The organism is Terriglobia bacterium (assembly GCA_020073495.1).
GTDB lineage: Bacteria > Acidobacteriota > Terriglobia > Terriglobales > Acidobacteriaceae > JAIQFD01.
Genome location: JAIQFD010000004.1, coordinates 71,928 through 94,649, shown reverse-complemented (window position 1 = coordinate 94,649; position 22,722 = coordinate 71,928). Strand labels below are relative to the sequence as shown.

The following is a 22,722-nucleotide window of genomic DNA, read 5'->3' as shown; positions in this document are numbered from 1 at the left end:
CCACCGTAGCCGGTTGCGGTTCCCGCTCGGTTCTCGTAGCGGTGTTGCTCGTCATGCCCGTATTGGCAGGCGAGGCGCGGCATCCTGCGCGCACCGACGCGGTCGTGGCGATCCTCCAAGCGGAGCTCGACAGGTCCATGGCGGGGTTGTCGAAAGCAGACCCGGCGCCGTATTTTCTCAGCTACTCCGTCACCGACAAGAAGACGATGATCGTGATGGCCTCCGAAGGGGCCATACTGACCTCGCTGGACGGCCACCGCCGCAGCCTTGACGTGGGCATGCGCCTGGGCAGCCCGGCCTTGGACAACACCCATGAGGAGAGCCGCGCGTCCGCGCTTTCGACGGCCGTCCTGCCCCTGGTGGACGACCCGGACGCAATGCGCCGGGTCCTCTGGCTGACGACCGACGGCGAATACAAGAAGGCGGCGCAGGCTTACCTGAAGGTCAAAACCGGCAGCGCCGTGCATGCCAAGGAAGAGGACGACTCGCCGGACTTTTCCAAGCAAGCCGCGCACACCTACATCGCGCCGCCTCTGCCGCCCTCGCAGATCGATCGTGCCGCCCTGGAATCGCGCCTGCGCGCCGTTTCCGCCGAATTCCGCAAGCAGCGCGACGTGTACAACAGCCTGGTGGTCCTGATCGTCCAGGACACAACGCACTACCTGGTTTCGAGCGAAGGCACTCAAGTGGTCACCCGTGAACGGCTCTGGCGGGCGATGCTGCAAGGCGACACGCGCACCGAAGACGGTATGGACCTGCTGTCGGTGCAGACATTCCAGAGCTCGTCGTTCGACAAACTGCCGGGCGAGGCGGAAATGGTCGCGGCGGCGCAGAAAATCATTCAGGATCTGAAGCAATTGCGCGCCGCGGCCCCTGCGGAACCCTTTGACGGTCCGGCGCTGCTGTCGGGCCGCGCGGCTGCCGTCTTCTTCCACGAAGTCCTGGGACATCGCCTGGAGGGGCAGCGACAGCGCGGCGAGAAGGAAGGCCAGACCTTCACCAAGAAGATCAACCAGGCGGTGCTACCGGGATTCCTCGACGTGGTGGATGACCCGCTTCAGCGGCAATTGGGCGGCACCGAGCTTTCCGGCGCCTACCAGTACGACGACGAAGGGGTGCCGGCACAGCGCGTCGAGGTCATCCACGGCGGAATTCTGAAGAGTTTCCTGATGTCGCGAATGCCGGTGAAGAATTTCGCAGAATCGAACGGGCACGGCCGCGCCGAAGAGGGCCACATGCCGGTCGGCCGGCAGGGAAACCTGATCGTGACTTCCTCGCTCCAAATCCCGGATGCCGAGTTGCGGACCCGCCTGGTCGAGGAGGCGAAAAAACAGGGCAAGCCTTACGGCTTGTACTTCGAGGATATCGAGGGCGGCTTCACTTTTACCCAGCGCAGCCTGCCACAAGCCTTCCAGGTGCTGCCCGTCAAGGTGTGGCGCGTGTACGCCGATGGGCGTCCCGACGAACTGGTCCGCGGCGTCGATATCGTGGGAACGCCCCTCGCAGCTCTCACCCGCATCGCGGTGACGGGTTCGAGCATGAGCGTGTTCAATGGCGTATGTGGAGCTGAGTCGGGTTCCGTGCCCGTGTCAGCAGCCGCCCCGGCCATGCTGCTTTCGGAGTTGGAAGTGCAGAAGCGGCCCAAGTCGAAGAACCGGCCGCCCATTCTTGCCCCGCCCGCGTTCGATGAGGGCAAGGAACCGACCACCAAGACCGCAGGTGACAAATGAGGACTCGGGCGGCGCGCCTGGCTGCAGTCCTTCTGGCCGCGGTATCTCTTGTGGGCGGCGCGGCTGCACAACAGGCCAAAGCAGGGTGGGAAAGCGACATCGTTCTCACGGCAATGGACGCAGAACTCCGGCGTTCCAAGGAGCTGAAGCTGGACGGAGTGCAGCCGCCTTATTTCATCCAGTACAACGTGACCGACATCGACGGCTATGGCGCGGAGTCGGCCTTCGGGATTCTTCGCAACGAGCAACGTGTGCGCGTCCGCATGGTGCGCGTGGTGGTCCGGGTCGGGGATTACAAGCAGGACAGTTATTTCGGGGAGGGCGAAGGGACAGTCCAGTTGCTGCCCATCGAGAACGATACGATTGCGTTACGCCACCAGCTCTGGGGGGCGACCGACAAAGCTTACAAGAGTGCGGTGGAGGCTCTCTCCGCAAAGCAGGCGGCCCTGAAGCAGTTCGAGGTCGATCAGCAACAGAAGCAACTGGACGATTTTTCCCACGAAGCTCCCACTGACGTGCTCGAGCTGTTGTCCGGCCTGGAACTGGGCGCCCGCAAATGGCCGGAGGTGCTGAACATGGTCTCGGGTCTTTACCGCCAGGATCCGGAGACGCAGTCCTTTGAGGCCGAGCTGAAATTCGCCCACGTGAACCGGTACATGGTGAATAGCGAAGGGACGATCGCGCGGACCGGCCAGTCGACCTACCAGTTGCGGATCTCCGGCTCGGGTCAGGCGCCGGACGGAATGAGGGTTTGGCGCTCCCGCGTGTATACCGCAGACCGCGTGACCGACCTCCCGTCGGACGATCAGATCCGAGCGGATGCACTCGATCTGCTGGCCACCGTGAAGGCCCTTCGCGGCGCTCCCCTGGTCGATGACGAATATCGAGGACCGGTATTGCTGGGGCCGGACGCGGCTGCCACCGCCTTCTACAACCTCGTCGGGGAGAATGCGCTGGGTCGTCGTCCCCGTCCGGGGGTGCCGTCGCGCACCACCGGCGCATACGCCAACAGCTACAAGGCCCTCGTCCTGCCCGATTTCGTTTCCATCGTCGATGATCCGACACGCAAGGAGATCCAAGGGCGGCGCCTGCTGGGCAGTTACTCGATCGATGATGAAGGAGTCGTGCCGCAGGCGGTGCCAGTCGTGGACGCCGGTATCCTCGCCAATTACCTAGTCGGCCGGCAGCCGATCCGGGATTTCCCGAAATCCAACGGGCACGGGCGGGGAGCAGCGGCGCAACCCGCCGGGCCACGGGTCGGCAATCTGATCGTCAGCTCGGCGAAGACCCACCCGCCGGAGTTTCTAAAGCAGGAACTGCTGGACTTGTGCCGAAAGCGTGAGCTGCGTTACGGCTACTACGTCGAGAGTTTCGGGCCCGGTTCCACACCGCAGCTCATTTACCGGGTCTGGGCAAACGATGGTCACGAGGAGATCGTCCGCGGCGCCGAATTCAGCGAACTCGATATCCGCGCCATCCGCCACGGCATCCTGGACCTAGGCGATGATGTCCGTGTGAGGAATTCCCTCGAGCCCGTACCCCACGCAGTCGCAAGCCCGTCCGTTTTGATGGACGAACTGGTGGTGAAGCGCACCAGCTCTACCAAGGACAAGTTGCCGCATTATCCAGCGCCGCCGCTTTCCGTTGCTCGCTAGGGTCGCGCCAGGGAGAAGGACGGTTCGAGTCAGGAGAGAAATACCATGCAGCCGATCACGAGCGCGCGCGTCGACTGGGATGCCCGGATTTCGCGGGCGACAGAGCTGATCGAACACTATCCCGCCGCCGCGCAATTGCTGCTCTTTTACCGCAACGTGGCGGGGTTCCAGCGCACCGTCTATGAGCAGGTCTTGCAACAGGCCAAGGCTGATGTGCAGCGTCCTTTGCGGGGGCAGCTCAACCAGGAGCTGCTGGCGCCATTTTTTCCCGAACTGCTGCGCCTGGTGGAGGAGCATGGCCCGGCACAACTTGTCGAATCCGCGCGGGCGTTGCGCACCGCCGGCGAGAGCAAGTGGCGGGAGAAGCTGATGGACCACATTGCCGGCCTGGAACCGGCGAGCGGAATGGATGAGTTCTTCGCCCGCGCCTGCGTCGAGCCCTATGCCGAGCACCTGGGCTCACAGATCGCTACCCGGCATAGCCAGACCGCCGGGACCTGCCCGGTGTGCACCGGCAAGCCGATGTTGGGAGTGCTCCGGCCCGAGGGGGAAGGGGCGCGGCGCAGCCTGGTGTGCTCGTTTTGCCTGACGGAGTGGGACTTCCGGCGCCTCCTCTGCCCGGCCTGCGGCGAGGAGAGTGAGCGCAACCTGCCCGTGTACACGACCGAGGGGCTGCCGCACATCCGCGTGGAGAGCTGCGACAGTTGTCGCCATTACCTGCTCAGCGTGGACATGTCACGAAACGGGTTTGCGGTTCCCTTGGTGGACGAGATTGCGGCCGCACCGCTGGATCTTTGGGCGGGAGAGAAGGGTTACCAGAAGATTGCTCCCAACCTGCTGGGGTTATGAGCTGATAACTCTCGAGAAACCGTTGACTTCGGCGGCGTCTGGGAGTAACTTTTTTGCGCTTTTCTGGCAGCCCGTTTGGATCCATCGCAAAAGGGGGTAGCGATGCTCGACCAGGGCAGAGTTCGAAAGATAGCGGCACGTCTTCGTCTCTTGGCTTGTCTCCCGGGCCTCCGCGATAGACGTGTCATTCCATCCCCTGCAGGCCACAGACCGTAGCGGAGGACGCAAATGGAATCTTCCCGGCGGACGTTCCTCAAGACAGGGGTCATCGGCGGCGTGGGCGTCACCATGCTTGGCTTCGACGCCACCCCGCTGCACGCCCAGATCCAGTCTCTGAAGATCTCTCGCACCAAGGAAACGCGGAGCACGTGCCCGTACTGCGCGGTGAGCTGCGGAGTGATCATCCACACCATCGGCGACGGCGCCAAGAACGTGACCCCGCAAGTGGTACACGTCGAAGGCGATCCCGACCATCCCATCAACCGCGGCACCCTGTGCCCGAAGGGATCTTCCCTGCAACAGGACATCGTCAACGAGCGGCGGTTGCTGAAGCCGCAGGTGCGGCGTCCTGGCTCCGACAAGTGGGAAGACATCGGGTGGGACCAGGCCATCGACGAGATCGCGCACCTGGTCAAGAAGACCCGCGATGCCACCTTCGTCGAAACCGACGCCAACGGCAAGACCGTGAACCGCTGCGAAGGCTTCGCCTTCACTGGCGGCTGCACCGACACCAACGAGTTCAATTGGCTCGTGGTGAAGACGATGCGAAGTATGGGCGTCGTCTACATGGAAAACCAGGCCAGAGTTTGACACGGCCCCACGGTCTCAAGTTTGGGACCAACGTTCGGACGCGGGGCCATGACCAATGGCTGGGTTGATATCAAGAATGCCGACATGATCCTGGTCATGGGCGGCAATCCTGCTGAGAACCATCCCTGCGGCTTCAAGTGGGCCATCGAGGCAAAGCGCAATCGCAATGCCAAGCTGCTCGTGGTGGACCCGCGGTTCACCCGTACCGCCGCTGTGTCGGACATGTTTGTCCAGATCCGCCCCGGCACTGACATCGCGTTCCTCGGCGGGATGATCAACTACATGCTCTCCAACGGCCGGGTGAACCAGGAATACCTGGCTAACTACACCAACGCCCCTCTGCTGATCAAAGAGGGGTTCAAGCTGCCCGAAGATGGCCTGTATTCCGGCTACATCGCGGACAAGCGCATCTACGACAAGACCACCTGGAACTACGACGAAGGTGGCGACATGGCGGGCAAGACCGGAGCCACCGCCGTTCCTGCGTCACACAAGGGCGGTCCGGCCACCACCAAGCTGAGTCCCGGGTATCAGGCTGTGGGGACGCCGACTCCCGCGCCGGTTCTGGTGCCCGTGATGCCCGAAAAGGTCGCTTACGACCTCACCATGCAGCATCCGCGCTGCGTCTACCAGCTCCTCAAGCAACAGTACTCGCGCTACACGCCGGAAATGGTCGAGCGCATCACCGGCATCTCCAAGGAGCAACAGCTGAAGGCCTACGACCTGTTCACCTCCATCCGCAAGGGCGGGGACACGAAGAAGGTCGCGACCGTCATCTATGCGCTGGGCTGGACGCAGCACACAGTAGGCACCCAGAACATCCGCACCGCGGCGATGATCCAGCTGCTCATGGGCAACATCGGACGCGCCGGCGGCGGCATGAACGCGCTGCGCGGCCACTCCAACATCCAGGGCGCCACGGATATGGCGGGGATCTTCGACATCCTTCCCGGGTACCTGAAGGTGCCGGCCCCGACCGACGCCGACCTGAAGGCGTTCCTGGAGCGCACGACTCCGAAGACCGTCAAGCCCGCGGGCTGGGATTCGTTCAACTATTGGTCGAATACCCCTCGCTTCATGGTTTCGTTGCTGAAGGCCATGTATGGGGACGCGGCCAAGAAGGAGAACGATTGGGCGTTCCACTATCTGCCCAAGATCGATCGCAACTATGGCTGGGCCGAGATCTGGGACGGGATGTACGCCGGAAAGGTCAAAGGCCTTTTCGCCTTCGGCATGAACGGCGTGATGATCGGCCCGAACACGAGAAAGAACATCGAGGCGCTGAAGAAGGCGGACTGGCTGGTGGTATGCGAGATCTATCCGGACGAGACCAGCGAGTTCTGGCGCGCGCCCGGCATCAGCAACGAGGAAATGAAGAAGATCAACACGACCGTCTATCGGCTGCCTGGGGCCGGATTCGCCGAGAAAGACGGTACCTTCGTCAACTCGGCGCGCTGGCTGCAATGGAAGAATGTCGCCTTGCCCCCGCCGGGGGACTGTCGCCTCGATCAGGATATCCTGGCGCAGATCTACCTCAAGATCCGCGAGCTCTACGCGAAGGAAGGGGGCAAGTTCCCCGATCCGATCCGCGATCTCTCGTGGGCGTACACCAATCCGAAGAATCCTTCGCTGGCCGAGTGTGCGAAGGAGATCAACGGCAAGGCGATCGCGGACGTCACCGACGAAAAAACACAGACCACCATCAAGGCCGGCCAGCAACTGCCCGGATTTGCGTTCCTGCGCGACGACGGCAGCACCTCGTCCGGCAATTGGCTGTACTGCGGCTCGTGGACCGAGGCCGGGCCTCTGATGCAGCGCCGCGGCACGGAAGACCCGTCGGGACTGGGCATCTATCCCAACTGGGGCTGGTCGTGGCCCATGAACCGGCGCGTGATGTACAACCGGGCCTCCTGCAACCTGGAAGGCAAGCCGTGGGATCCAACCCGCAAGCAGGTGTGGTGGAACGCGGCTGCCGGGAAGTGGGTGGGCAACGATGTCCCCGACTTCAAGCCCGACTCCGATCCCAAGGACCACATGGGTCCTTTCATCATGAACCAGGAGGGTGTAAGCCGGCTGTTCGTGTGGCTGGGGGACGGTCCTTTCCCCGAGCACTACGAGCCGGTGGAGAGCCCAGTAGCCAATCCGCTGCATCCGCAGCAGTCCAGCAACCCGGTAGCCAAGCGCTTCAAGTCCGATATGGACAAGTACGGCACGGTCAAGGACGGCTTCAACGTGGTGGCGACCACCTATCGGCTGACGGAGCACTACCACTACTGGACCAAGAACAATCCAATGAACGTCCAACTCGTGCCGGAGCCGTTCGTCGAGATCCCGGCCGAGCTGGCCAACGAGATGGGTCTGAGGGGAGGCGAAAAGCTCAAGGTTTCGAGCGCTCGCAGCTTCTACATCGGCAAGGCGATGGTCACCAAGCGGATCAAGCCGATGACCATCGACGGCAAGAAGACCTATCAGATCGGGATACCCATCCACTGGGGCTACCGCGGGATCTCTGAGGACGAGGGCAGGACCGGCCTGACCCCCGTCAATCAGCTGTCGCCTGCGGCCGTTGATGTCAGCGCGTTCACGCCGGAATTCAAAGCCTTTCTCGTGAAAATCGAGAGAGCCTAGAAAGGGGGGCACGAAGATGAGCGATCGTAGAACACTTCAGATCCAGCAGATCTCGGGCCACCCCGGACCGGTGCCCGGCGCCGGGACCCAGCGGACCGATCAGCTCTGCAAGCTGGTGGACACCACCACCTGCATCGGCTGCAAGGCCTGCGAGGTGGCGTGCGTCGAATGGAACGACATGCCGTTCCAGACGACGACCTTCGACAACACGTACCAGACCATGCCGGAGACGGGCTGGAACTTCTGGAACTTGATCAAGTTCAACGAGCACCAGCGCGAAGACGGCACCCTGATGTGGCTGATGCGCAAGGACCAGTGCATGCACTGCGCCGATCCAGGCTGTTTGCGCGCCTGCCCGGCCGACGGAGCCATCGTGCAGTACGCCAATGGCATCGTCGACTTCCAGCAGGAGAACTGCATCGGCTGCCAGTTCTGCATCTCCGGATGTCCGTTCAACATCCCCAAGTTCAACCAGGAGACCAAGAAGGTCTACAAGTGCACGCTGTGCTCCGACCGGGTGGGGCAAGGACTGGAACCGGCCTGCATCAAGGCGTGTCCGACGGGGTGCCTGCACTTCGGCACAAAGGAGGACATGAGCTTCCTGGCCAACAAGCGCGCCAAGCAGCTCAAGGACAACTCTGGGTTCGCCAACGCCGGCGTGTACGATCCGGCGAGCATCGGCGGCACGCACGTGATCTACGTGCTGCACGATGCCAGTAATCCGGAGGCTTACGGCAACCTTCCCAGGGACCCGCAAATCCCCGCGAGCTTCACCATTTGGAAGGAATTCTTCAAACCGGTCGGGCTGTTGCTGGCCATGACCGGCTTCCTGGGCGCGCTGTTCCACTACGTGTTCGAGGGACCGCATCGTCCACAGCCGCAACCGCCGGTCAAGCGCATGGAACCGCCGGCAAGGAAGGGGGCATAGCATGGCGACTTCCGTGGAACGCTTTGACCAACGTCCGCCGAATGCCATAGACCAGCTCGGTCACACCGTCGTCTACGAGGGCGAGATGCTGCGCCACCGCGTCTATTCGCGGTTCCTGCACTGGGCGATCGGGGTCTTCTTCTTCCTGGCGCTGTTGTCGGGGTTCGGCATCTACATGCCGTGGATCTTCCGCTGGTTCACGCCGCTATTCGGCGGCGGGGCCCTGACCCGGATGCTCCATCCCTGGTTCGGCCTCGGCTTCGTCGTTTTCTTCGCGCTCCAGTTCTTCAACTGGCTGGAGCCTATGCGCTGGACCGACGCCGACAGCCGGTGGCTGAAGAACATCCGGCAGTACATCGGCAATGAAAGGCCGCTTGAGGAGCCCGAGACCGGTTTCTACAACGGCGGCCAGAAGCTCCAGTTCTGGGAGATCACGGGCGGCTGCGTCGTGTACCTGATCACCGGCCTGATGATGTGGTTCCCCGAGATCTTCGGGCGGACCGCAGTGGCCATCAGCTACCCGCTGCACGATATTTCGGCGCTGATCATGCTCTTCGGGATCTTCTTCCACGTGTACCTGAGCACGGTCGGCCAGCCGGGCACGGTGCAGTCCATGACCCGCGGCACGGTCACCGAGCGCTGGGCCTGGACGCACCATCCGAAGTGGTACAAGGAAGTGACCGGGCGCGAGGCGCAGGCTGCATACGAAGAGGCAGTCAAACGCGAGCGGGAGCGCGAGCGCATCCTCGATCTGCGCGACCGCGACAAACCCTAGATCGGATCGGAACACCAAGGGGCAGGCTTCGGCCTGCCCCTTTCTTTGTGGCTTCAAAAAGAGTAGATGACCTTGCCGTCGGTGTCCGCGGTGGGTCCATAGACGGAAGGCACTTGGATGTCGAGCAGCCGCAGGTACACGATGAGCTGACCGCGGTGGTGCGAGGAGTGCGTCATGCGGCGAGTCATCACCCAGGCGCGCGAGCGCGTGACATCGAAGAAGGCGGTCGTCTCCTGCCACCAGGATTCGGGCTTTTCTCGCATCATCGCCAGCCGTTTCTGCGCGTCCCCCCGGTACTTCTCGAGGAACGCCTGTTTCGTGCGGTGGGCCGGGTTGGGATCGCCGGTGTCGAGGCCAAGCATCATCTTCATCCAACGCCCTTCCGATTGCACCTGGTGCTCGAACTGCTCGACCACGCTGCGCGACTTGGGCGCGGGGCGGAAGTCCATCTTCGACTCCGGAAATGCGCTCCAGACAGTGACGATCTTCAGGATCTCCGTCTCGTAGGTATCCAGGAGAAAGCTGTAACGGGACTCCATCGGGGGCCCTCCTCGATCCGAGTCGCGGGATTATACTGCGCTCCTTCCCAGGATATTTTTCTCGATCGGGTTGTAACCCGGAAAGCGCCCCGCTAATCCAGAACAGGGGATGGAGACATCCAATACCCAAGGCAGAGCCATGCGCTCGGATGCACCGCGGAAAGACGTAGCAGGGACCATCATCGCCAGCAAGCATGCCGGCGGGGTTACGCTGACGGAGCACGTATACTCGGGCGGAGCGCATTTTCCCAGGCACACCCATGGCGAGTCGGTCCTGACCGTCGTACTGGAAGGTGGGTATCGGGAGCGCCTCTCCGGCCGGGTGGAGGAATGCCGGGCCCGCACGGTCCGTTACCTGCCGGCCGACGAACCCCACAGCGACGAATTCCCCGAGCGCGCCGCCTGCCTCGTGGCCCGGATCGATCTGCGCATCCTGGAGCGGGCACGGCAGCATGCGGTGGTCATCGACCGGCCGGGTGAGATCAGTAGCCCGGCGGTACCACTACTCGGAACGAGGCTGTACCGTGAATTCAAGATCAGCGATCCCTGCGCGGAACTGGCCATCGAGGCGATCGTCTATGAGATCCTGGTGGAAGCGGCGCGCGCGGAACGCGGCGTCCGGAGCAGCGGCCCCGCCTGGATGCGCACCGCCAAGGAATTGCTGCGCGACCAATTTGCGACCCGGCTGACCATCGAGCGGATCGCGGAAGCAGCAGGCGTCCATCCCGTCCATCTGTGCCGGGAATTCCGCAAGCAGGAGGGGCGCACGATCGGCGAGCACCTGCGCTGCCTGCGCGTGGAGCATGCATGCAGCCTTCTCCTGGAGAGCAAACTGAGCCTGGCGGAGGTCGCCCAGCGCTGTGGCTTCTGCGACCAGAGCCACTTCACCTCGGTCTTCAAGAGAATGGTCGGCAAGACGCCGGGCGAGTTCCGGGCGCCGGCGCTGTAGCCCGGACCACTGCGGTACATCCTGCGGCCCAAAATCACTGCTCACCATTTAAGATTGAGAAGCACTCATCCCGAGGAGGCTACGATGCCGGCTACTCCTTCCACCATGGCGCCGCTGGGCTCCAAGGCGCCGTTCTTCCGCCTGCCCGATCCGTCGGGCAAATGGCACTCGATCGACGACCTCAAGAACGCGCCTGCGCTGCTGGTGGCATTCATCTGCAATCATTGTCCCTTCGTGAAGCACATCCGCACCGAGTTCGCCGAGCTGGCGCGCCGCTACCAGAAGCTCGGCGTGGCGGTGGTGGGCGTCAGCTCGAACGACGTCAGCCAGTTCCCCGACGATTCGCCGGAGAAGATGGCGGAAGAGGCCCGCACCTACGGCTACGACTTCCCCTATCTCTTCGACGAATCGCAGGAGGTCGCCAAGGCCTACGGCGCAGCGTGCACGCCCGACTTCTTTCTCTTCGACAAGGACCGCCGCATGGTGTACCGGGGACAGATGGACTCGAGCCGCCCCGAGAACGGCATCCCGGTGACCGGCGCCGACCTGAAGGCCGCCATGGACGCGCTGCTCCAGGGGCGTCCGGTGCCGCAGGAGCAGAAGCCCAGCATCGGCTGCAACATCAAATGGAAGCAGGGCAACGAGCCGGAGTACGCGCGCAGCAGCGTTCAGTAAGAGAACCTCGCACGCCAATCCCACGTGGACGGCGGCCCGCCGATAATGAAGGCTGGAGCATCCGGCGGTGCCGCTCAGCAGGACCATCGTTTCGTTTTTCTTCCCCGCCGGGGTGATCGCCGCGGCAGCGGCACTCGTGCTGCACTCCGAGGCGGCGCCCTTGCTGCTCGCGCTGCACGGCTTCGCCATCCTGATCTACGCGGCCACGGCGTTGCTGGCGTGGCGCTTCCATTCGACGCGCATCCTGTTCGGAGCGGCGGCGCTGGCCATCGCCGACGCCGGACTGCGCTACAGCGCGGGGGATCCCACCACTGCGGCGGTGGTGAGGGACCTGGCGGCCATCCTGCTGCCGGCGAACCTGATCGCGGTGGCCTTCATGGAAGAGCGCGGCATCCTGTCGCTCAATACGGCGATCGCCGCCGGCGCGCTGGCGGCGCAGGTGGCGGTAGCGACGCTGCTCTGCCGTCCGGAGATGCAAGCGGCGAGCATGCTGGAGCTAAGCTTCCTGCCGACGGAGGCGATGAGGTGGGCCGCCGCGCCACAGGTTGCGGTGCTGATCTTCGCTGCCGGCGCGATGTTCTTGCTGACCCGCTTCGTGCTGCTGCGCAACCCGGTGGAGAGCGGATTCTTCTGGGCGCTGCTGACATGCTTCGCCGCGTTCTCATCCGCCAAGCCAGGTGTGTACCTGATGACGGCAGGGCTGGTGCTGGCAGTGGCGGTGGTCGAGAACTCGTACCTGATGGCCTTCCACGACCAGCTCACCGGACTTCCGGCGCGGCGTGCGTTCTACCGCCTGGCGGCGATGCTGCCGGAGAGATACGTCGTCGCCATGGCCGACGTGGACCACTTCAAGAAGTTCAACGACACCTTCGGGCACGAAACCGGCGACCAGGTGTTGCGGATGGTGGCGGCGCGGATGGCGCGCGTCACCGGCGGCGGCAAAGCCTTCCGCTGGGGCGGGGAAGAGTTCGTCATCCTCTTCCCTGGCAAGACCGGAGGTGACGCGCTGGAGCATCTGGAGCTGCTGCGTGAGCTGGTGGAAGCCTCTAGCTTCCTCATCCGCGGCCACGACCGGCGCAAGCGCACCGCCGATGACCGCGGGCACGCGAGCGTGCGCGCGCAGGAGGCGTGGGTGACGATCAGCATCGGCGTGGCCGAAGGCGCTAAAGACGGCGAGCTGCACAAGGTGATGGAATCAGCCGACCAAGCGCTCTACGCGGCCAAGGCGGCGGGGCGGAACCGCGTCGAGGTCGCCAGTCCTTCTCCGGAGAGCCGGGGACGGGTTTCTCACCCGGCGGTGGCGCAGCGCTAGGCCGCCTTTCTCGGTACACAATAAAAGCGCAGCACAGGTATCGAGCGATGCCGTGCTGCGCTCCTCTCGATCAGTACTCGGTGTAGGGCTTCCAGGCCTTGGTCTTGTTGTCCCAGCTCAGAGTGATGGCGACTTTCTTGGGCTCTGCGTTATTGTAGAAGTCTGCGCCGTACTTCTGAATCAGCACGGTGCGGTCCCAGACCGTCAGGGAAGCCATGGCTGGGCTGTTGGCGTCGAAGTCCTGGCCGAGCTTCGTTGTCTCCCAGTTCCATGTGTACTCGACCTTGGCGAAGCCGGGGCGCGGCATGTCGATCTTGTTCACCGCAATCAGCTTGCGGTTAGCCAGAGGCACGGTATAGGCGTCAGTGCCGTCGGCGTTCTTTTCTTCGATCGCGCCGCATTGCTTCAGTTCGGCCAGGCCCTCAGGCGTGATCTTGACCTCCAGGCCTTTGTAGGTGGGCTTGCCCAGTTTGACCACGCCGACCTTTTCCAGGAGGCGATAGTGGGGGTCGAAGGGCCTCTCATCCATGCTGGGCTCGATCCTGGCCCCGACGTGGAAGTGCACCTTGGCCGGCCCCTGGGTCTTGAGTATGCCGGAGACGACCTGCGTCGCCTGTTCCTGACTCAGGGTGCGCTTGCTCTCCATGATGTAGTACCCGATCCCGCCGACAATGGCCACGATCAGCCCCAGGGCCATCAGCAGAGGGACAACGTTGGAAGACCTCTCTTCCATCTTGATCTCGTCCTCGAACATCGGCCACCTCCAGACGGGCAGCTCCTCACGGAAGCGAGGCACACCGCGAGAGTGCACGCATTTACCATCGCGATTATGGGCGACCGCGTCCGTTGAAGCGGTGACCGCAATCACGGGCGCGTGTGAGACGTGGGCATCACAGCTCGCCAGGCTGCCAGTAAGTGATTGAAAAAGTGGGATTTAAGACAGATCGGACGATTGCGGGATAGAACACTCTGGGAATCGTAGGCGATGCATATGGCCGCCGGATTGGTACAATCGGGTCGCCGAGAGGCGACCATGAAGACCGGGGAATTCTTCGAGGCCATCCAGAAGGGCGATGGGCAACGATTTCTTGCGCTGCTGCGCGAGGAGCCGGGGCTGGTCCGTGCGCGCAGCGAACCGTGCGGCTCGGCACTGCTGTTCGCACGCTACTGCAACCGCCAGGAGATGGTGGACGAGTTGCTGAAGCTGAACCCGCAACTCGACATCTTCGAGGCTGCGGCGCTGAATAAGCGCAACCGGGTGGCAGAGCTGGTGTCTGTGGATCCGGAGCAAGCCAAGGCCTACTCCGTAGACGGGTTCACGGCGCTGCACCTGGCCTGTTTCTTCGGGCACCCGAACATCGCGGAAATGCTGCTGCGGTATGGCGCCGATGCGAACGCGCGCTCGCGCAACGCCATGTCGGTGATGCCGCTGCACAGCGCGGTCGCAGCGCGCAAGCAGCGCACCGTCGAGTGGCTGGTGGAGTACGGCGCCGACGTCAATGCCTCCCAGCAGGGCGGCTGGACCGCCCTGCACGAAGCGGCGAGACAGGGCAACCGCGATCTGGTCGAGTACCTGGTGAGCAGAGGCGCCGACATCACGAAGAAGGCCGAAAACGGCAAGCTTGCCGCCGATCTAGCAACGGAAAACGGCCACCCGGAAGTGCTGGCGACCCTGAAAGCACAAAAGTGAGCGTTCCGCTTACAGATTCACCCGCCTCATAGCCGGCTCCGGATAGCGTTCGCCCGCGGCAGCACCCCGCGGGAATGCCTGTTCCAGACGGACCATCAACTTCCTATCCAGCGTGATGTTCACAGCGGCGGCGTTTTCTTCCAGACGCTCGCGTCGCTTGGTGCCCGGGATGGGCACAATATCGTCGCCGCGAGAGTGCAGCCACGCCAGAGCAAGTTGCGCCGGCGTGCAGCGGGCTTCGCGGGCGATCTCTTCCACCCGGTTCGCCAATTCCACGTTGCGGCGCAAGTTCTCGTCCTGGAAGCGGGGAGCGTTGCGGCGGTAATCATTTTCCGGCAGGTCCGACTGCGCCTTGAACTTGGCCGTAAGAAAGCCCCGGCCCAGGGGACTATAGGCGACGAAGGTGATGCCCAGCTCGCGGCAAGTGTCGAGGATCTCGCCCTCGGGATCGCGCGTCCACAGCGAGTATTCGGTCTGGAGCGCGGCGATGGGATGGACCTTGTGGGCACGGCGGACGGTGCCGGCGGCAGCCTCGGAGAGGCCGAGGAAGCGCACCTTGCCGGCGTTTACCAGGTCGGCCATCGCTCCTACCGTCTCCTCGATGGGGACCTTGTCGTCTACCCGGTGCTGGTAATAAAGGTCGATGACTTCCACCTGCAGCCGCTTCAGCGACGAGTCGCATTGCTTCTTGACGTACTCGGGGCTGCCATCCACCCCGACCCAGCCGCCGTCCGCGCTGCGGACATTGCCAAACTTGGTGGCGAGGATTGCCCTCTCGCGGCGGCCCTTGAGGGCGCGGCCGACCAGCTCCTCGTTGTGGCCCATGCCGTAGACGTCGGCGGTGTCGAGGAAGTCCATGCCCAGGTCGAGCGCGCGGTGGATGGTGGCGACGGACTCCTCGTCGTTGCGGGCGCCGTAGAACTCCGACATCCCCATGCATCCGAGGCCGAGGGCAGAGACCGTTGCGCCCGTTTTCCCCAGAGCGCGGCGTGGAAGTTTGAAGCTGGCTGGAAGCATGAATAGACCTCCTTAATGGGTGCGTTTGGCACGCAAATACTGGTTGGGCCAGGTGATGTCCTGGTGCAGTTCGGCTGCGGCGCGCAACGGGAAATAGGGATCGCGCAGCAGTTCGCGCGCGAGGAAGACGGCGTCAGCCTGGCCGCCGCGGACGATCGCGTCCGCCTGCTGCGCCGTGGTGATCATGCCTACCGCACCGGTCATGATGCCCGCATCGCGGCGGATACGCTCGGCGAATGGCACCTGGTATCCGGCGCCCACCGGGATCGCGGCTTTGGCCAGCACTCCGCCGCTGGAGCAGTCGATCAGGTCCACGGCCAGTCCTTTGAGGCGGCGGGCGAGGGCAACGGATTCGTCGATGGTCCAGCCGCGCTCCGACCAGTCGCTGGCGGAGATGCGCACGAACAGCGGGTACTTCTCCGGCCAGGCTTCACGGACACACGTAACAGTTTCGAGCAGGAATCGGATGCGGTTTTCGAACGAGCCGCCGTAGCCGTCATTCCGGCGGTTGGAGATGGGGGAGAGGAAGCTGTGCAGCAGATATCCGTGGGCGGAGTGGATCTCCAGCACCCGTGCCCCCGCAGCCAGTGCGCGGCGCGCGGCGTCGCCGAATGCACGGGCGATGCGGGCGATGCCGCTTTCGTCAAGTGCGACCGGCACCTGGTAGCCCTCGGTGAACGGCACCGCGCTGGCGCTGAAGATCGGCCTCCATCCTCCTTCGGCCGGGGAAACCGTCCCCCCGCCCTTCCAGGGCTCGGCGGTCGAGGCTTTCCAGCCGGCGTGGGCCAGTTGCATGCCCGGCACGGCCCCCTGCTGCGCGATGAAGCGGAAGATGCGGGCCAGGAAATCGACGTGTGCATCCTTCCAGATCCCGAGGTCCGCGGGGCTGATGCGTCCCTCTGGCGTGACCGCCGAAGCCTCAGTCATGACCAGGGCGGCGCCACCGACGGCCCGGCTGCCCAGGTGGACAAAGTGCCAATCGTTGGCGAAGCCGTCCTGGCTGGAGTACTCGCACATGGGAGACACGAATATTCGGTTGCGGAATTGCACGTCGCGGATGCGAAGAGCTTCGAAGAGGTGCGCCATCGTTCTCGCTAGAAGTCCTGTTGGATGTGGCGGGGGCCGAAAATGATTCGCCCCACCATACACCCTCGGGCGGGCAGCGCACATGGTGCTGTGACCGGGCTCACCGACTCGTTCCCCTTGCCGCCGTACGATGCGCCCGCTAAGCAGTATGGCCCTTTGCTGCCCCACCGGCGTCCTGTGCGCCGGCGCCTCCTTTGCGGGCAGCATGGCCGAGGCCGCCTCTGCGGGCGGTCCCGGCATTCCGGTCGTCTTCTACCGGCGCTTGAGCCGGACGTCTTCTTTCTTACGGGTCCTTCTGCCTTTCTATTTTGCGACGGAGGCGCCGCCCTCCCGGAGGAATCACCTATGCCAGAGAACACCCTCACCATTGTTGATAACCGGACCAACCAGACCTACAAGGTCCCGGTCGAGCACGGCGCGATCAAAGCCATGGATCTGCGCCAGATCAAGACCAGTCCGGACGACTTCGGGCTGATGAGTTATGACCCCGCTTTCATGAACACCGCCTCCTGCAAGAGCTCCATCACCTTCATCGACGGGGACAAGGGCATCCTGCGCTACCGCGGGTATCCCATCGAGCAACTGGCGGAGCACTGCACTTTCCTGGAGGTCGCCTACCTGCTGATCCACGGCGAACTGCCCACCGAACAGCAGAAGCGCGCCTGGGTGGACGAGATCAAGCACCACACCATGGTCCACGAGACCACCAAGGAGTTCATGGGCCGGTTCCGCCACGACGCCCATCCCATGGAGATCCTGGTCAGCACCCTGGCGGCGCTCTCGACCGTTTATCCCGAGGCCAAGAACATCGCCGATCCCGAGATCCGGCGCCATCAGATCGTCCGCCTGATCGCCAAGGTCCCAACCATGGCGGCCTACGCGTACCGCCACAGTCTCGGCTTTCCCTACGTCTACCCGGACAACGACCTCAGCTACACCGAGAACTTCATGAACATGTTGTGGAAGATGGTGGAGCCGAAGTACGTTGCCAACCCGGTGCTGGCAAGGGCGCTGGACATCCTGTTCATCCTGCACGCGGACCACGAGCAGAACTGTTCTGCCAACGCCATGCGCGCCGTCGGCAGCTCGCATCCTGATCCTTACCTTGCGACCGCCGGCGCCGCCGCCGCTCTCGCCGGCCCGCTCCACGGCGGCGCCAACGAGGAAGTCCTTAAGATGCTGGACGTGATCGGCACCAAGGCCAACATCCCCGATTACATCAAGAAGGTGAAGGAAGGCCACGGCCTGCTGATGGGCTTCGGGCACAGGGTCTACAAGAACTACGATCCGCGCGCCCGCATCATCAAGCAGATCGCCGAGCAGGTCTTCGAGGTCACCGGCAAGAACCCGAAGCTGGAGATCGCGCTCGAGCTGGAGAAGATCGCCCTTGAGGACGAGTACTTCATCAAGCGCAAGCTGTACCCGAACGTGGACTTCTATTCGGGCATCATCTACGAAGCCATGGGCTTCAAGCCGGAGATGTTCACCGTGCTGTTCGCCATCCCGCGCGTCTCGGGCTGGCTCGCCCACTGGCAGGAGATGCTGACCGACAAGGAGCAGAAGATCGCGCGTCCGCGGCAGCTCTACCTGGGAAACGACCTGCGCAAGGTGCCGGAGCAATTCGGCATCAAGGCGGCGGTCGGAGTGTAACGAAAACTGAATGGGACAGCCGCCTCGGCTGTCCCGCACAAGCTTGGCCCTGGCGAAAGAGCCCGAAAGGTTGGAAGCGGCGGAGGAGGCCCGCTTCCACGCGCCAGGGCCACTCTTGTGTGAGTTATCAGTTGTCGGTCAGCGGTTGTCAGGGCTTAAATAGCTGACATGCGCGCAATGGTGCTGGAGCGGCAGGGGGAGCCGGAGCAGGGGCCGCTCTCGCTGCGCGACGTTCCCGTCCCCACGCCTGGGCGTGGGGAGGTCCGCGTCCGTGTGTCAGTCTGCGCCGTCTGTCACACGGACCTGCACATCGTCGAAGGCGACCTGCCGCTGCACAAACAGCCCGTAATCCCTGGACATCAGATCGTAGGCGTAGTGGACGCGCTGGGGCAGGGCGCGAAGACGTTCAAGGCGGGCGAACGCGTCGGTATCCCCTGGCTGCACTGGACCTGCGGGGAGTGCGGCTATTGCCGCCGGAATCACGAGAATCTATGCGAGCGCGCCAAGTTCACGGGATGGGACGTGGACGGCGGCTACGCGGAATACGTGGTAGCGCCCGAGGATTACGCGTACCCGCTCCCGGCCTCGTTCTCCGATGAGCACGCTGCGCCGCTGCTCTGCGCCGGGATCATCGGATACCGCTCCTACCGCTTGAGCGATGCGAAAAGGGGCGAGCGGCTCGGGCTATATGGTTTCGGGGCCTCGGCGCACATCGTGCTCCAATTCGCGCGGCACCTGGGCAACGAGTGCTACGTCTTCACGCGAACGCCGGCACACGCCGAGTTGGCGAAACGGTTGGGCGCGGCGTGGACGGGCAGCGCCGAAGAGCAGCCGCCGGTGAAGCTCGACTGTGCCATCGTCTTCGCGCCCGCAGGACCGATTGTGCCGCTGGCGCTGCGCGCGGTGCGCAAGGGCGGGACCGTAGCCTGCGCCGGCATCACCATGTCGGCAATCCCGCAAATCGATTACGCCGACCTTTACCACGAGCGCGTCCTGCGCTCCGTCGCCAACAGCACCCGCCAGGACGCCCGCGAGTTCCTCACGCTCGCCGCTGAAGTCCCCGTGCGCACGGAGATCGAGCTCTTCCCCCTGGATGACGCCAACCAGGCCATTGCCGCCATGAAACACAGCCGGGTCAGAGGCGCGGCAGTCCTGAAGCTGTAGATTTGCTGCACCGCGATGCATCTCCGTATCATCACTTCCGAGGATGAGCCCCATGGATTACCGCACGATCGAGAGCCGGATCACGAGTGTTGTCCAACTTGAAAAGCGGCCGGTGGCGATCACCTTCGCCGCGAAGCCGCCGGCAGGCGTGCCGCGCTACGAGGCCATGGCCCCGTCGGGCTGCACCTTTTGGAAGTTCGCCGCCGAGGGACGCACCTTCTACACCGAGCACGCGCACCACTACAACTGCGCCGTCGGCTGCCACACGCACAGCATCCCGCTGCCGCCGGAGCGCGCGCAGGAACTGCCCGACACCATCAACCTGATGGCCTCCATCGGCTACATCAAGCCGGAGGAGGTTGCCGGTATCCAGCGCCTGGCGCAGGCGCCGGGCGCGGTGATCTACGCGCCACTGGGAGACGCTCCGGTCGCGCCCGACGTCGTACTCTTCGTCGGACGGCCCGGGCGGCTGATGCTGCTGCAGGAAGCGGCCCTGCGCGCCGGCGTGGGCACGGGCACGTCAATGCTGGGCCGACCCACGTGCGCCTCGCTGCCCGCTGCGCTGGCGCAGGGAGCGGTGGTCAGCTCGGCCTGCATCGGCAACCGCGTGTACACCGATCTCGGTGAGGACGAGCTATACCTGGCCATCCCTGGGAAACACCTGGAGCGGGTCGCCGACGAACTCCAGACCATCGCCAGCGCCAACCAGAAGCTCGCCGACTATCATCGCGAGAGGAAGGCGGCCTTGAGCTTACGGTGAGTGGGAACTGATTTCCCTTTACTTGCGTATCTATTCACGATACATCCGGGCTTTGCACACCAGGAGAGCGGACGCATGATCCGTTTTGCGAAACTCCGCAAGGAGTACGACACGCTGGTCGCCGTGCACGATCTCGAGGTCGAGATCCCGGAGGGCGAGGTCTACGGCCTGATCGGGCCCAACGGCGCGGGCAAGACCACCACCATCCGCATGGCCTGCGGGCTGCTTTCTCCCACCAGCGGCAAGGTGTTCGTCAACGGCATCGACGTGCACAGCGCGCCCGAGCAAGCGCAGGCCTTCATCGGCTACCTCTCGGATTTCTTCTCCGTGTACGAGGACTTGAAGGTCTGGGAGTACCTCGACTATTTCGCGCACGCCTACAAGCTGCCGGCCGAGGTGATCCCCGGACGAATCGACGAAGTGATCGCGCAGGTCGGCCTGGAAGTGAAACGCGACACGTTCATCAAGGGCCTGTCGCGCGGCATGAAACAACGCCTGGGCATCGGGCGCGCCATCATCCACCGGCCGAAGGTCCTCTTGCTGGACGAGCCCGCCTCCGGTCTCGACCCCAAGGCGCGCCTCGACCTGCGGAACGTGCTGCTTTCGCTGCGCGACGCCGGCGCCACGATCCTCATCTCGTCGCACATCCTGACCGAGCTCGAGGGCTTCTGCACCTCCATCGGCCTGATGGAGAAAGGGAACATGGTGCGCAGCGGGCGCATCGACGAGATCGTCGCCGCCGCCAGCCCGGTGCGCGTGGTGCGGCTGGCCTGGGCGCGCGACGGCCGCTCGAACGCTGAAGCGAAGCTCCGGTCGCTGCCCAACGTCTCCGACGTTCTGGTGCGCGAGTACGACGGCGTCTTCAAGTATTCCGGTGCGGAGGAAGAACTCTCGGACGTGCTGGCGGCCCTGGTCGGCGCCGGAGTGCGCGTGACCTCTTTCGGTGAGGTCAAGCAGACGGTCGAGGACCTGTACGTGAAGCTCTCGCACAACGAGGTGATGTGATGCTGCGCTTCTGGCAAAATCCGGAGTTCATCCGCCATGTGCGCGCGGAGCTGCGCCCGGCCCGCGTGCTTTCGGCTGTCGTCATCACCTACATCGTCATCGCCCTCATCGGCATGGGGATCTTCAACCGGAGCGATCCCGCACGCGAGCTGTATCGCGGGTTCTTCGGCTTCATCGTCTCGATCGCCTCAGGGCTGCTTGTGCTCTGGTGCCTCTCCGTCGGAAGCCAGGCGGTCGCCGGAGAGCGCGAGCTGAAGACCTTCGATTTCCTGCGGACCACCCGCCTGAGCGCGGGTGAATTGCTCGTCGGCAAGCTCCTGGGCTCGCCGGTACTCGCTTATGTCATCTACGCCTGCGCGCTGGTCGTGATCATTCCAGTCGGTGTGGCGGCTGGATTTTCAATGGAAGGTCTCCTGTTGACCACCCTGCTGGTCGTCTGCCTGGCGTTGCTGGTCGGACTCTTCGGCATCTGGCTCTCCATGCTGGTGGAAAAGATGAACCGCGGCGCCGGCGTGCTCCTGCTGTTCATCCTCTACCCATTCGTAGTGATGGGCATGGTTTATGACAACGGAGGCGCTTTTCCCGGTTTCGCTTGCTTGAGTCCGTTCCCCGCGATCCTCTGGGCCCTTGGTGAGCGAACGTCGTTCACTCGTACCGGCGCTGTGCCGGTCTTCGGTGTGCAGTTACCCTATGCCATCGTGACGCTCGCGCTTTATTTTTCTCTGGGCGCCTGGTTCGTCCTGATGATCGTCCGCAACTTCAAAAGGGACATCGAAGAGATCCGCCTGCTTTCGCGCTGGCAGGCGATCGGCTTCGCGTTCTACATCAACATCCTCTTCTACGCCTTCCTCGATCTTCACCAGGTGCTGCGCCAAAGCGACGGGGCGTCCATGATCACGGTCATGGGACTGCTGCTCACCGGGTCCACGACCGCGCTGGTCGGGCTGGCGACGCTCTCGCCGCCGGAGCGGCTGAAGATCTGGGAGCGGCAACGTGTGGCCGGAACGGAAGGCTACCTCTCGGAAGACGGTCTGCCCTGGCCCTGGATGGTGGTCACAGCCGCCATGGGATTCGCCATGCTGGTGGTGCAGGCGGTGGCCGTCGGAGGCGCAGGATCCGCCTCGGGGTTCGATCTGCCGCATGCCGCGGTCGGCGCGCTGCTGCTTCTCGCCTTCGCCATGCGCGACGTGCTCTTCCTCCAGTGGTGCAAGCTGACGCGCATGAAGAGCCCGGTCACCAAAGGCGTGCTGCTGCTGATGCTCTATTATTTCGCAGCGGCCATCGTGTTGACGGTCGCATTCAGCGTCTCACAGAAAGAAGGCATGTTCGCGGCGCGGGTGCTCACGCCATTGTTCCTGTTCGAGGACAAGGAACGGGCGGCGGCGGCGGCCGGGATGATGACCGGGGTCGCGACCCAGGGCGCGGTGATCGCGGTGCTGCTGGGCGCGATCGCCACTCGGCTGCGGCGCACGCTGCTGGTCGCTCAGGCTTAGGCGGGCT

General features: G+C 63.8%; 20 protein-coding genes. 16 read left to right on the top strand and 4 right to left on the bottom strand.

Annotation, left to right across the window (positions count from 1 at the left end):
- Positions 1-53: 53 nt before the first annotated feature.
- The 7 genes from LAN37_10735 to LAN37_10705 all read left to right on the top strand — a co-directional run bounded on the left by LAN37_10735 (position 54) and on the right by LAN37_10705 (position 9,375).
- A complete protein-coding gene (locus LAN37_10735; protein ID MBZ5647687.1) occupies positions 54-1,730 on the top strand; it encodes a peptidase U62 in 1,677 nt (558 codons plus the stop codon).
- Positions 1,727-3,385, top strand: a complete 1,659-nt coding sequence (locus tag LAN37_10730; GenBank protein MBZ5647686.1) for a peptidase U62 — start codon at positions 1,727-1,729, stop codon at positions 3,383-3,385. The genes LAN37_10735 and LAN37_10730 overlap by 4 nt, the downstream gene beginning before the upstream one ends.
- Before the next feature lie 45 nt (positions 3,386-3,430).
- Positions 3,431-4,234 (top strand): formate dehydrogenase accessory protein FdhE, encoded by an 804-nt coding sequence (locus LAN37_10725; GenBank protein MBZ5647685.1) that lies wholly within the window; start codon positions 3,431-3,433, stop codon positions 4,232-4,234.
- A gap of 228 nt (positions 4,235-4,462) precedes the next feature.
- Positions 4,463-5,044: a hypothetical protein gene (locus LAN37_10720; GenBank protein MBZ5647684.1), complete on the top strand. Its 582-nt coding sequence runs from the start codon at positions 4,463-4,465 to the stop codon at positions 5,042-5,044.
- A 48-nt stretch (positions 5,045-5,092) separates the two neighbouring features.
- Complete coding sequence (gene fdnG / locus LAN37_10715; GenBank protein ID MBZ5647683.1) at positions 5,093-7,672, top strand: formate dehydrogenase-N subunit alpha; 2,580 nt, start codon at positions 5,093-5,095, stop codon at positions 7,670-7,672.
- A 16-nt stretch (positions 7,673-7,688) separates the two neighbouring features.
- A complete protein-coding gene (gene fdxH, locus LAN37_10710) occupies positions 7,689-8,600 on the top strand; it encodes a formate dehydrogenase subunit beta (protein ID MBZ5647682.1) in 912 nt (303 codons plus the stop codon).
- Between the two features lies 1 nt (position 8,601).
- On the top strand, positions 8,602-9,375 hold the full coding sequence (locus LAN37_10705) for a formate dehydrogenase subunit gamma (GenBank protein ID MBZ5647681.1): 774 nt from the start codon (positions 8,602-8,604) through the stop codon (positions 9,373-9,375).
- Positions 9,376-9,428: 53 nt separating this feature from the next.
- On the opposite strand, the gene LAN37_10700 is transcribed toward LAN37_10705, so the two are convergent.
- Complete coding sequence (locus tag LAN37_10700; GenBank protein ID MBZ5647680.1) at positions 9,429-9,914, bottom strand: DinB family protein; 486 nt, start codon at positions 9,912-9,914, stop codon at positions 9,429-9,431.
- A 139-nt stretch (positions 9,915-10,053) separates the two neighbouring features.
- Here LAN37_10700 and LAN37_10695 point away from each other — a divergent pair, with 139 nt between their 5' ends.
- The 3 genes from LAN37_10695 (at position 10,054) to LAN37_10685 (ending at position 12,850) form a co-directional block, all read left to right on the top strand.
- On the top strand, positions 10,054-10,863 hold the full coding sequence (locus tag LAN37_10695) for an AraC family transcriptional regulator (protein ID MBZ5647679.1): 810 nt from the start codon (positions 10,054-10,056) through the stop codon (positions 10,861-10,863).
- Positions 10,864-10,947: 84 nt separating this feature from the next.
- Entirely contained in the window at positions 10,948-11,538 is a 591-nt protein-coding gene (locus LAN37_10690; GenBank protein ID MBZ5647678.1) for a thioredoxin family protein, read from the top strand.
- A 67-nt stretch (positions 11,539-11,605) separates the two neighbouring features.
- Positions 11,606-12,850: a GGDEF domain-containing protein gene (locus tag LAN37_10685; protein ID MBZ5647677.1), complete on the top strand. Its 1,245-nt coding sequence runs from the start codon at positions 11,606-11,608 to the stop codon at positions 12,848-12,850.
- A gap of 70 nt (positions 12,851-12,920) precedes the next feature.
- Here LAN37_10685 and LAN37_10680 read toward each other — a convergent pair whose 3' ends face one another.
- Complete coding sequence (locus tag LAN37_10680; GenBank protein MBZ5647676.1) at positions 12,921-13,604, bottom strand: hypothetical protein; 684 nt, start codon at positions 13,602-13,604, stop codon at positions 12,921-12,923.
- 279 nt (positions 13,605-13,883) lie between these two features.
- Here LAN37_10680 and LAN37_10675 point away from each other — a divergent pair, with 279 nt between their 5' ends.
- A complete protein-coding gene (locus LAN37_10675) occupies positions 13,884-14,540 on the top strand; it encodes an ankyrin repeat domain-containing protein (protein MBZ5647675.1) in 657 nt (218 codons plus the stop codon).
- A 9-nt stretch (positions 14,541-14,549) separates the two neighbouring features.
- On the opposite strand, the gene LAN37_10670 is transcribed toward LAN37_10675, so the two are convergent.
- Positions 14,550-15,557 carry an aldo/keto reductase gene (locus tag LAN37_10670; protein MBZ5647674.1) on the bottom strand — a complete coding sequence of 336 codons (1,008 nt, stop codon included), beginning with the start codon at positions 15,555-15,557 and terminating at the stop codon, positions 14,550-14,552.
- 12 nt (positions 15,558-15,569) lie between these two features.
- Entirely contained in the window at positions 15,570-16,643 is a 1,074-nt protein-coding gene (locus tag LAN37_10665) for an NADH:flavin oxidoreductase/NADH oxidase (protein MBZ5647673.1), read from the bottom strand.
- A gap of 345 nt (positions 16,644-16,988) precedes the next feature.
- Between LAN37_10665 and LAN37_10660 the strand changes: the two genes are divergently transcribed.
- The 5 genes from LAN37_10660 to LAN37_10640 all read left to right on the top strand — a co-directional run bounded on the left by LAN37_10660 (position 16,989) and on the right by LAN37_10640 (position 22,715).
- A complete protein-coding gene (locus tag LAN37_10660) occupies positions 16,989-18,293 on the top strand; it encodes a citrate synthase (protein MBZ5647672.1) in 1,305 nt (434 codons plus the stop codon).
- Between the two features lie 168 nt (positions 18,294-18,461).
- Positions 18,462-19,457 carry a zinc-dependent alcohol dehydrogenase family protein gene (locus tag LAN37_10655; protein ID MBZ5647671.1) on the top strand — a complete coding sequence of 332 codons (996 nt, stop codon included), beginning with the start codon at positions 18,462-18,464 and terminating at the stop codon, positions 19,455-19,457.
- Positions 19,458-19,509: 52 nt separating this feature from the next.
- Entirely contained in the window at positions 19,510-20,217 is a 708-nt protein-coding gene (locus tag LAN37_10650) for a DUF169 domain-containing protein (protein MBZ5647670.1), read from the top strand.
- A 75-nt stretch (positions 20,218-20,292) separates the two neighbouring features.
- Positions 20,293-21,222: an ABC transporter ATP-binding protein gene (locus tag LAN37_10645; GenBank protein MBZ5647669.1), complete on the top strand. Its 930-nt coding sequence runs from the start codon at positions 20,293-20,295 to the stop codon at positions 21,220-21,222.
- Positions 21,222-22,715, top strand: coding sequence for an ABC transporter permease (locus tag LAN37_10640; GenBank protein ID MBZ5647668.1), 1,494 nt, complete (start codon positions 21,222-21,224; stop codon positions 22,713-22,715). The genes LAN37_10645 and LAN37_10640 overlap by 1 nt, the downstream gene beginning before the upstream one ends.
- Positions 22,716-22,722 lie beyond the last annotated feature (7 nt).

Excerpts from the sequence above, each read along its gene's own strand:
- LAN37_10735 (MBZ5647687.1), top strand. The coding sequence starts at position 54 with ATGCCCGTATTGGCAGGCGAGGCGCGGCATCCTGCGCGCACCGACGCG.
- LAN37_10730 (MBZ5647686.1), top strand. The coding sequence starts at position 1,727 with ATGAGGACTCGGGCGGCGCGCCTGGCTGCAGTCCTTCTGGCCGCGGTA.
- LAN37_10725 (MBZ5647685.1), top strand. The coding sequence starts at position 3,431 with ATGCAGCCGATCACGAGCGCGCGCGTCGACTGGGATGCCCGGATTTCG.
- LAN37_10720 (MBZ5647684.1), top strand. The coding sequence starts at position 4,463 with ATGGAATCTTCCCGGCGGACGTTCCTCAAGACAGGGGTCATCGGCGGC.
- fdnG (MBZ5647683.1), top strand. The coding sequence starts at position 5,093 with ATGACCAATGGCTGGGTTGATATCAAGAATGCCGACATGATCCTGGTC.
- fdxH (MBZ5647682.1), top strand. The coding sequence starts at position 7,689 with ATGAGCGATCGTAGAACACTTCAGATCCAGCAGATCTCGGGCCACCCC.
- LAN37_10705 (MBZ5647681.1), top strand. The coding sequence starts at position 8,602 with ATGGCGACTTCCGTGGAACGCTTTGACCAACGTCCGCCGAATGCCATA.
- LAN37_10700 (MBZ5647680.1), bottom strand. The coding sequence starts at position 9,914 with ATGGAGTCCCGTTACAGCTTTCTCCTGGATACCTACGAGACGGAGATC.
- LAN37_10695 (MBZ5647679.1), top strand. The coding sequence starts at position 10,054 with ATGCGCTCGGATGCACCGCGGAAAGACGTAGCAGGGACCATCATCGCC.
- LAN37_10690 (MBZ5647678.1), top strand. The coding sequence starts at position 10,948 with ATGCCGGCTACTCCTTCCACCATGGCGCCGCTGGGCTCCAAGGCGCCG.
- LAN37_10680 (MBZ5647676.1), bottom strand. The coding sequence starts at position 13,604 with ATGTTCGAGGACGAGATCAAGATGGAAGAGAGGTCTTCCAACGTTGTC.
- LAN37_10675 (MBZ5647675.1), top strand. The coding sequence starts at position 13,884 with ATGAAGACCGGGGAATTCTTCGAGGCCATCCAGAAGGGCGATGGGCAA.
- LAN37_10670 (MBZ5647674.1), bottom strand. The coding sequence starts at position 15,557 with ATGCTTCCAGCCAGCTTCAAACTTCCACGCCGCGCTCTGGGGAAAACG.
- LAN37_10665 (MBZ5647673.1), bottom strand. The coding sequence starts at position 16,643 with ATGGCGCACCTCTTCGAAGCTCTTCGCATCCGCGACGTGCAATTCCGC.
- LAN37_10660 (MBZ5647672.1), top strand. The coding sequence starts at position 16,989 with ATGCCAGAGAACACCCTCACCATTGTTGATAACCGGACCAACCAGACC.
- LAN37_10655 (MBZ5647671.1), top strand. The coding sequence starts at position 18,462 with ATGCGCGCAATGGTGCTGGAGCGGCAGGGGGAGCCGGAGCAGGGGCCG.
- LAN37_10650 (MBZ5647670.1), top strand. The coding sequence starts at position 19,510 with ATGGATTACCGCACGATCGAGAGCCGGATCACGAGTGTTGTCCAACTT.
- LAN37_10645 (MBZ5647669.1), top strand. The coding sequence starts at position 20,293 with ATGATCCGTTTTGCGAAACTCCGCAAGGAGTACGACACGCTGGTCGCC.
- LAN37_10640 (MBZ5647668.1), top strand. The coding sequence starts at position 21,222 with ATGCTGCGCTTCTGGCAAAATCCGGAGTTCATCCGCCATGTGCGCGCG.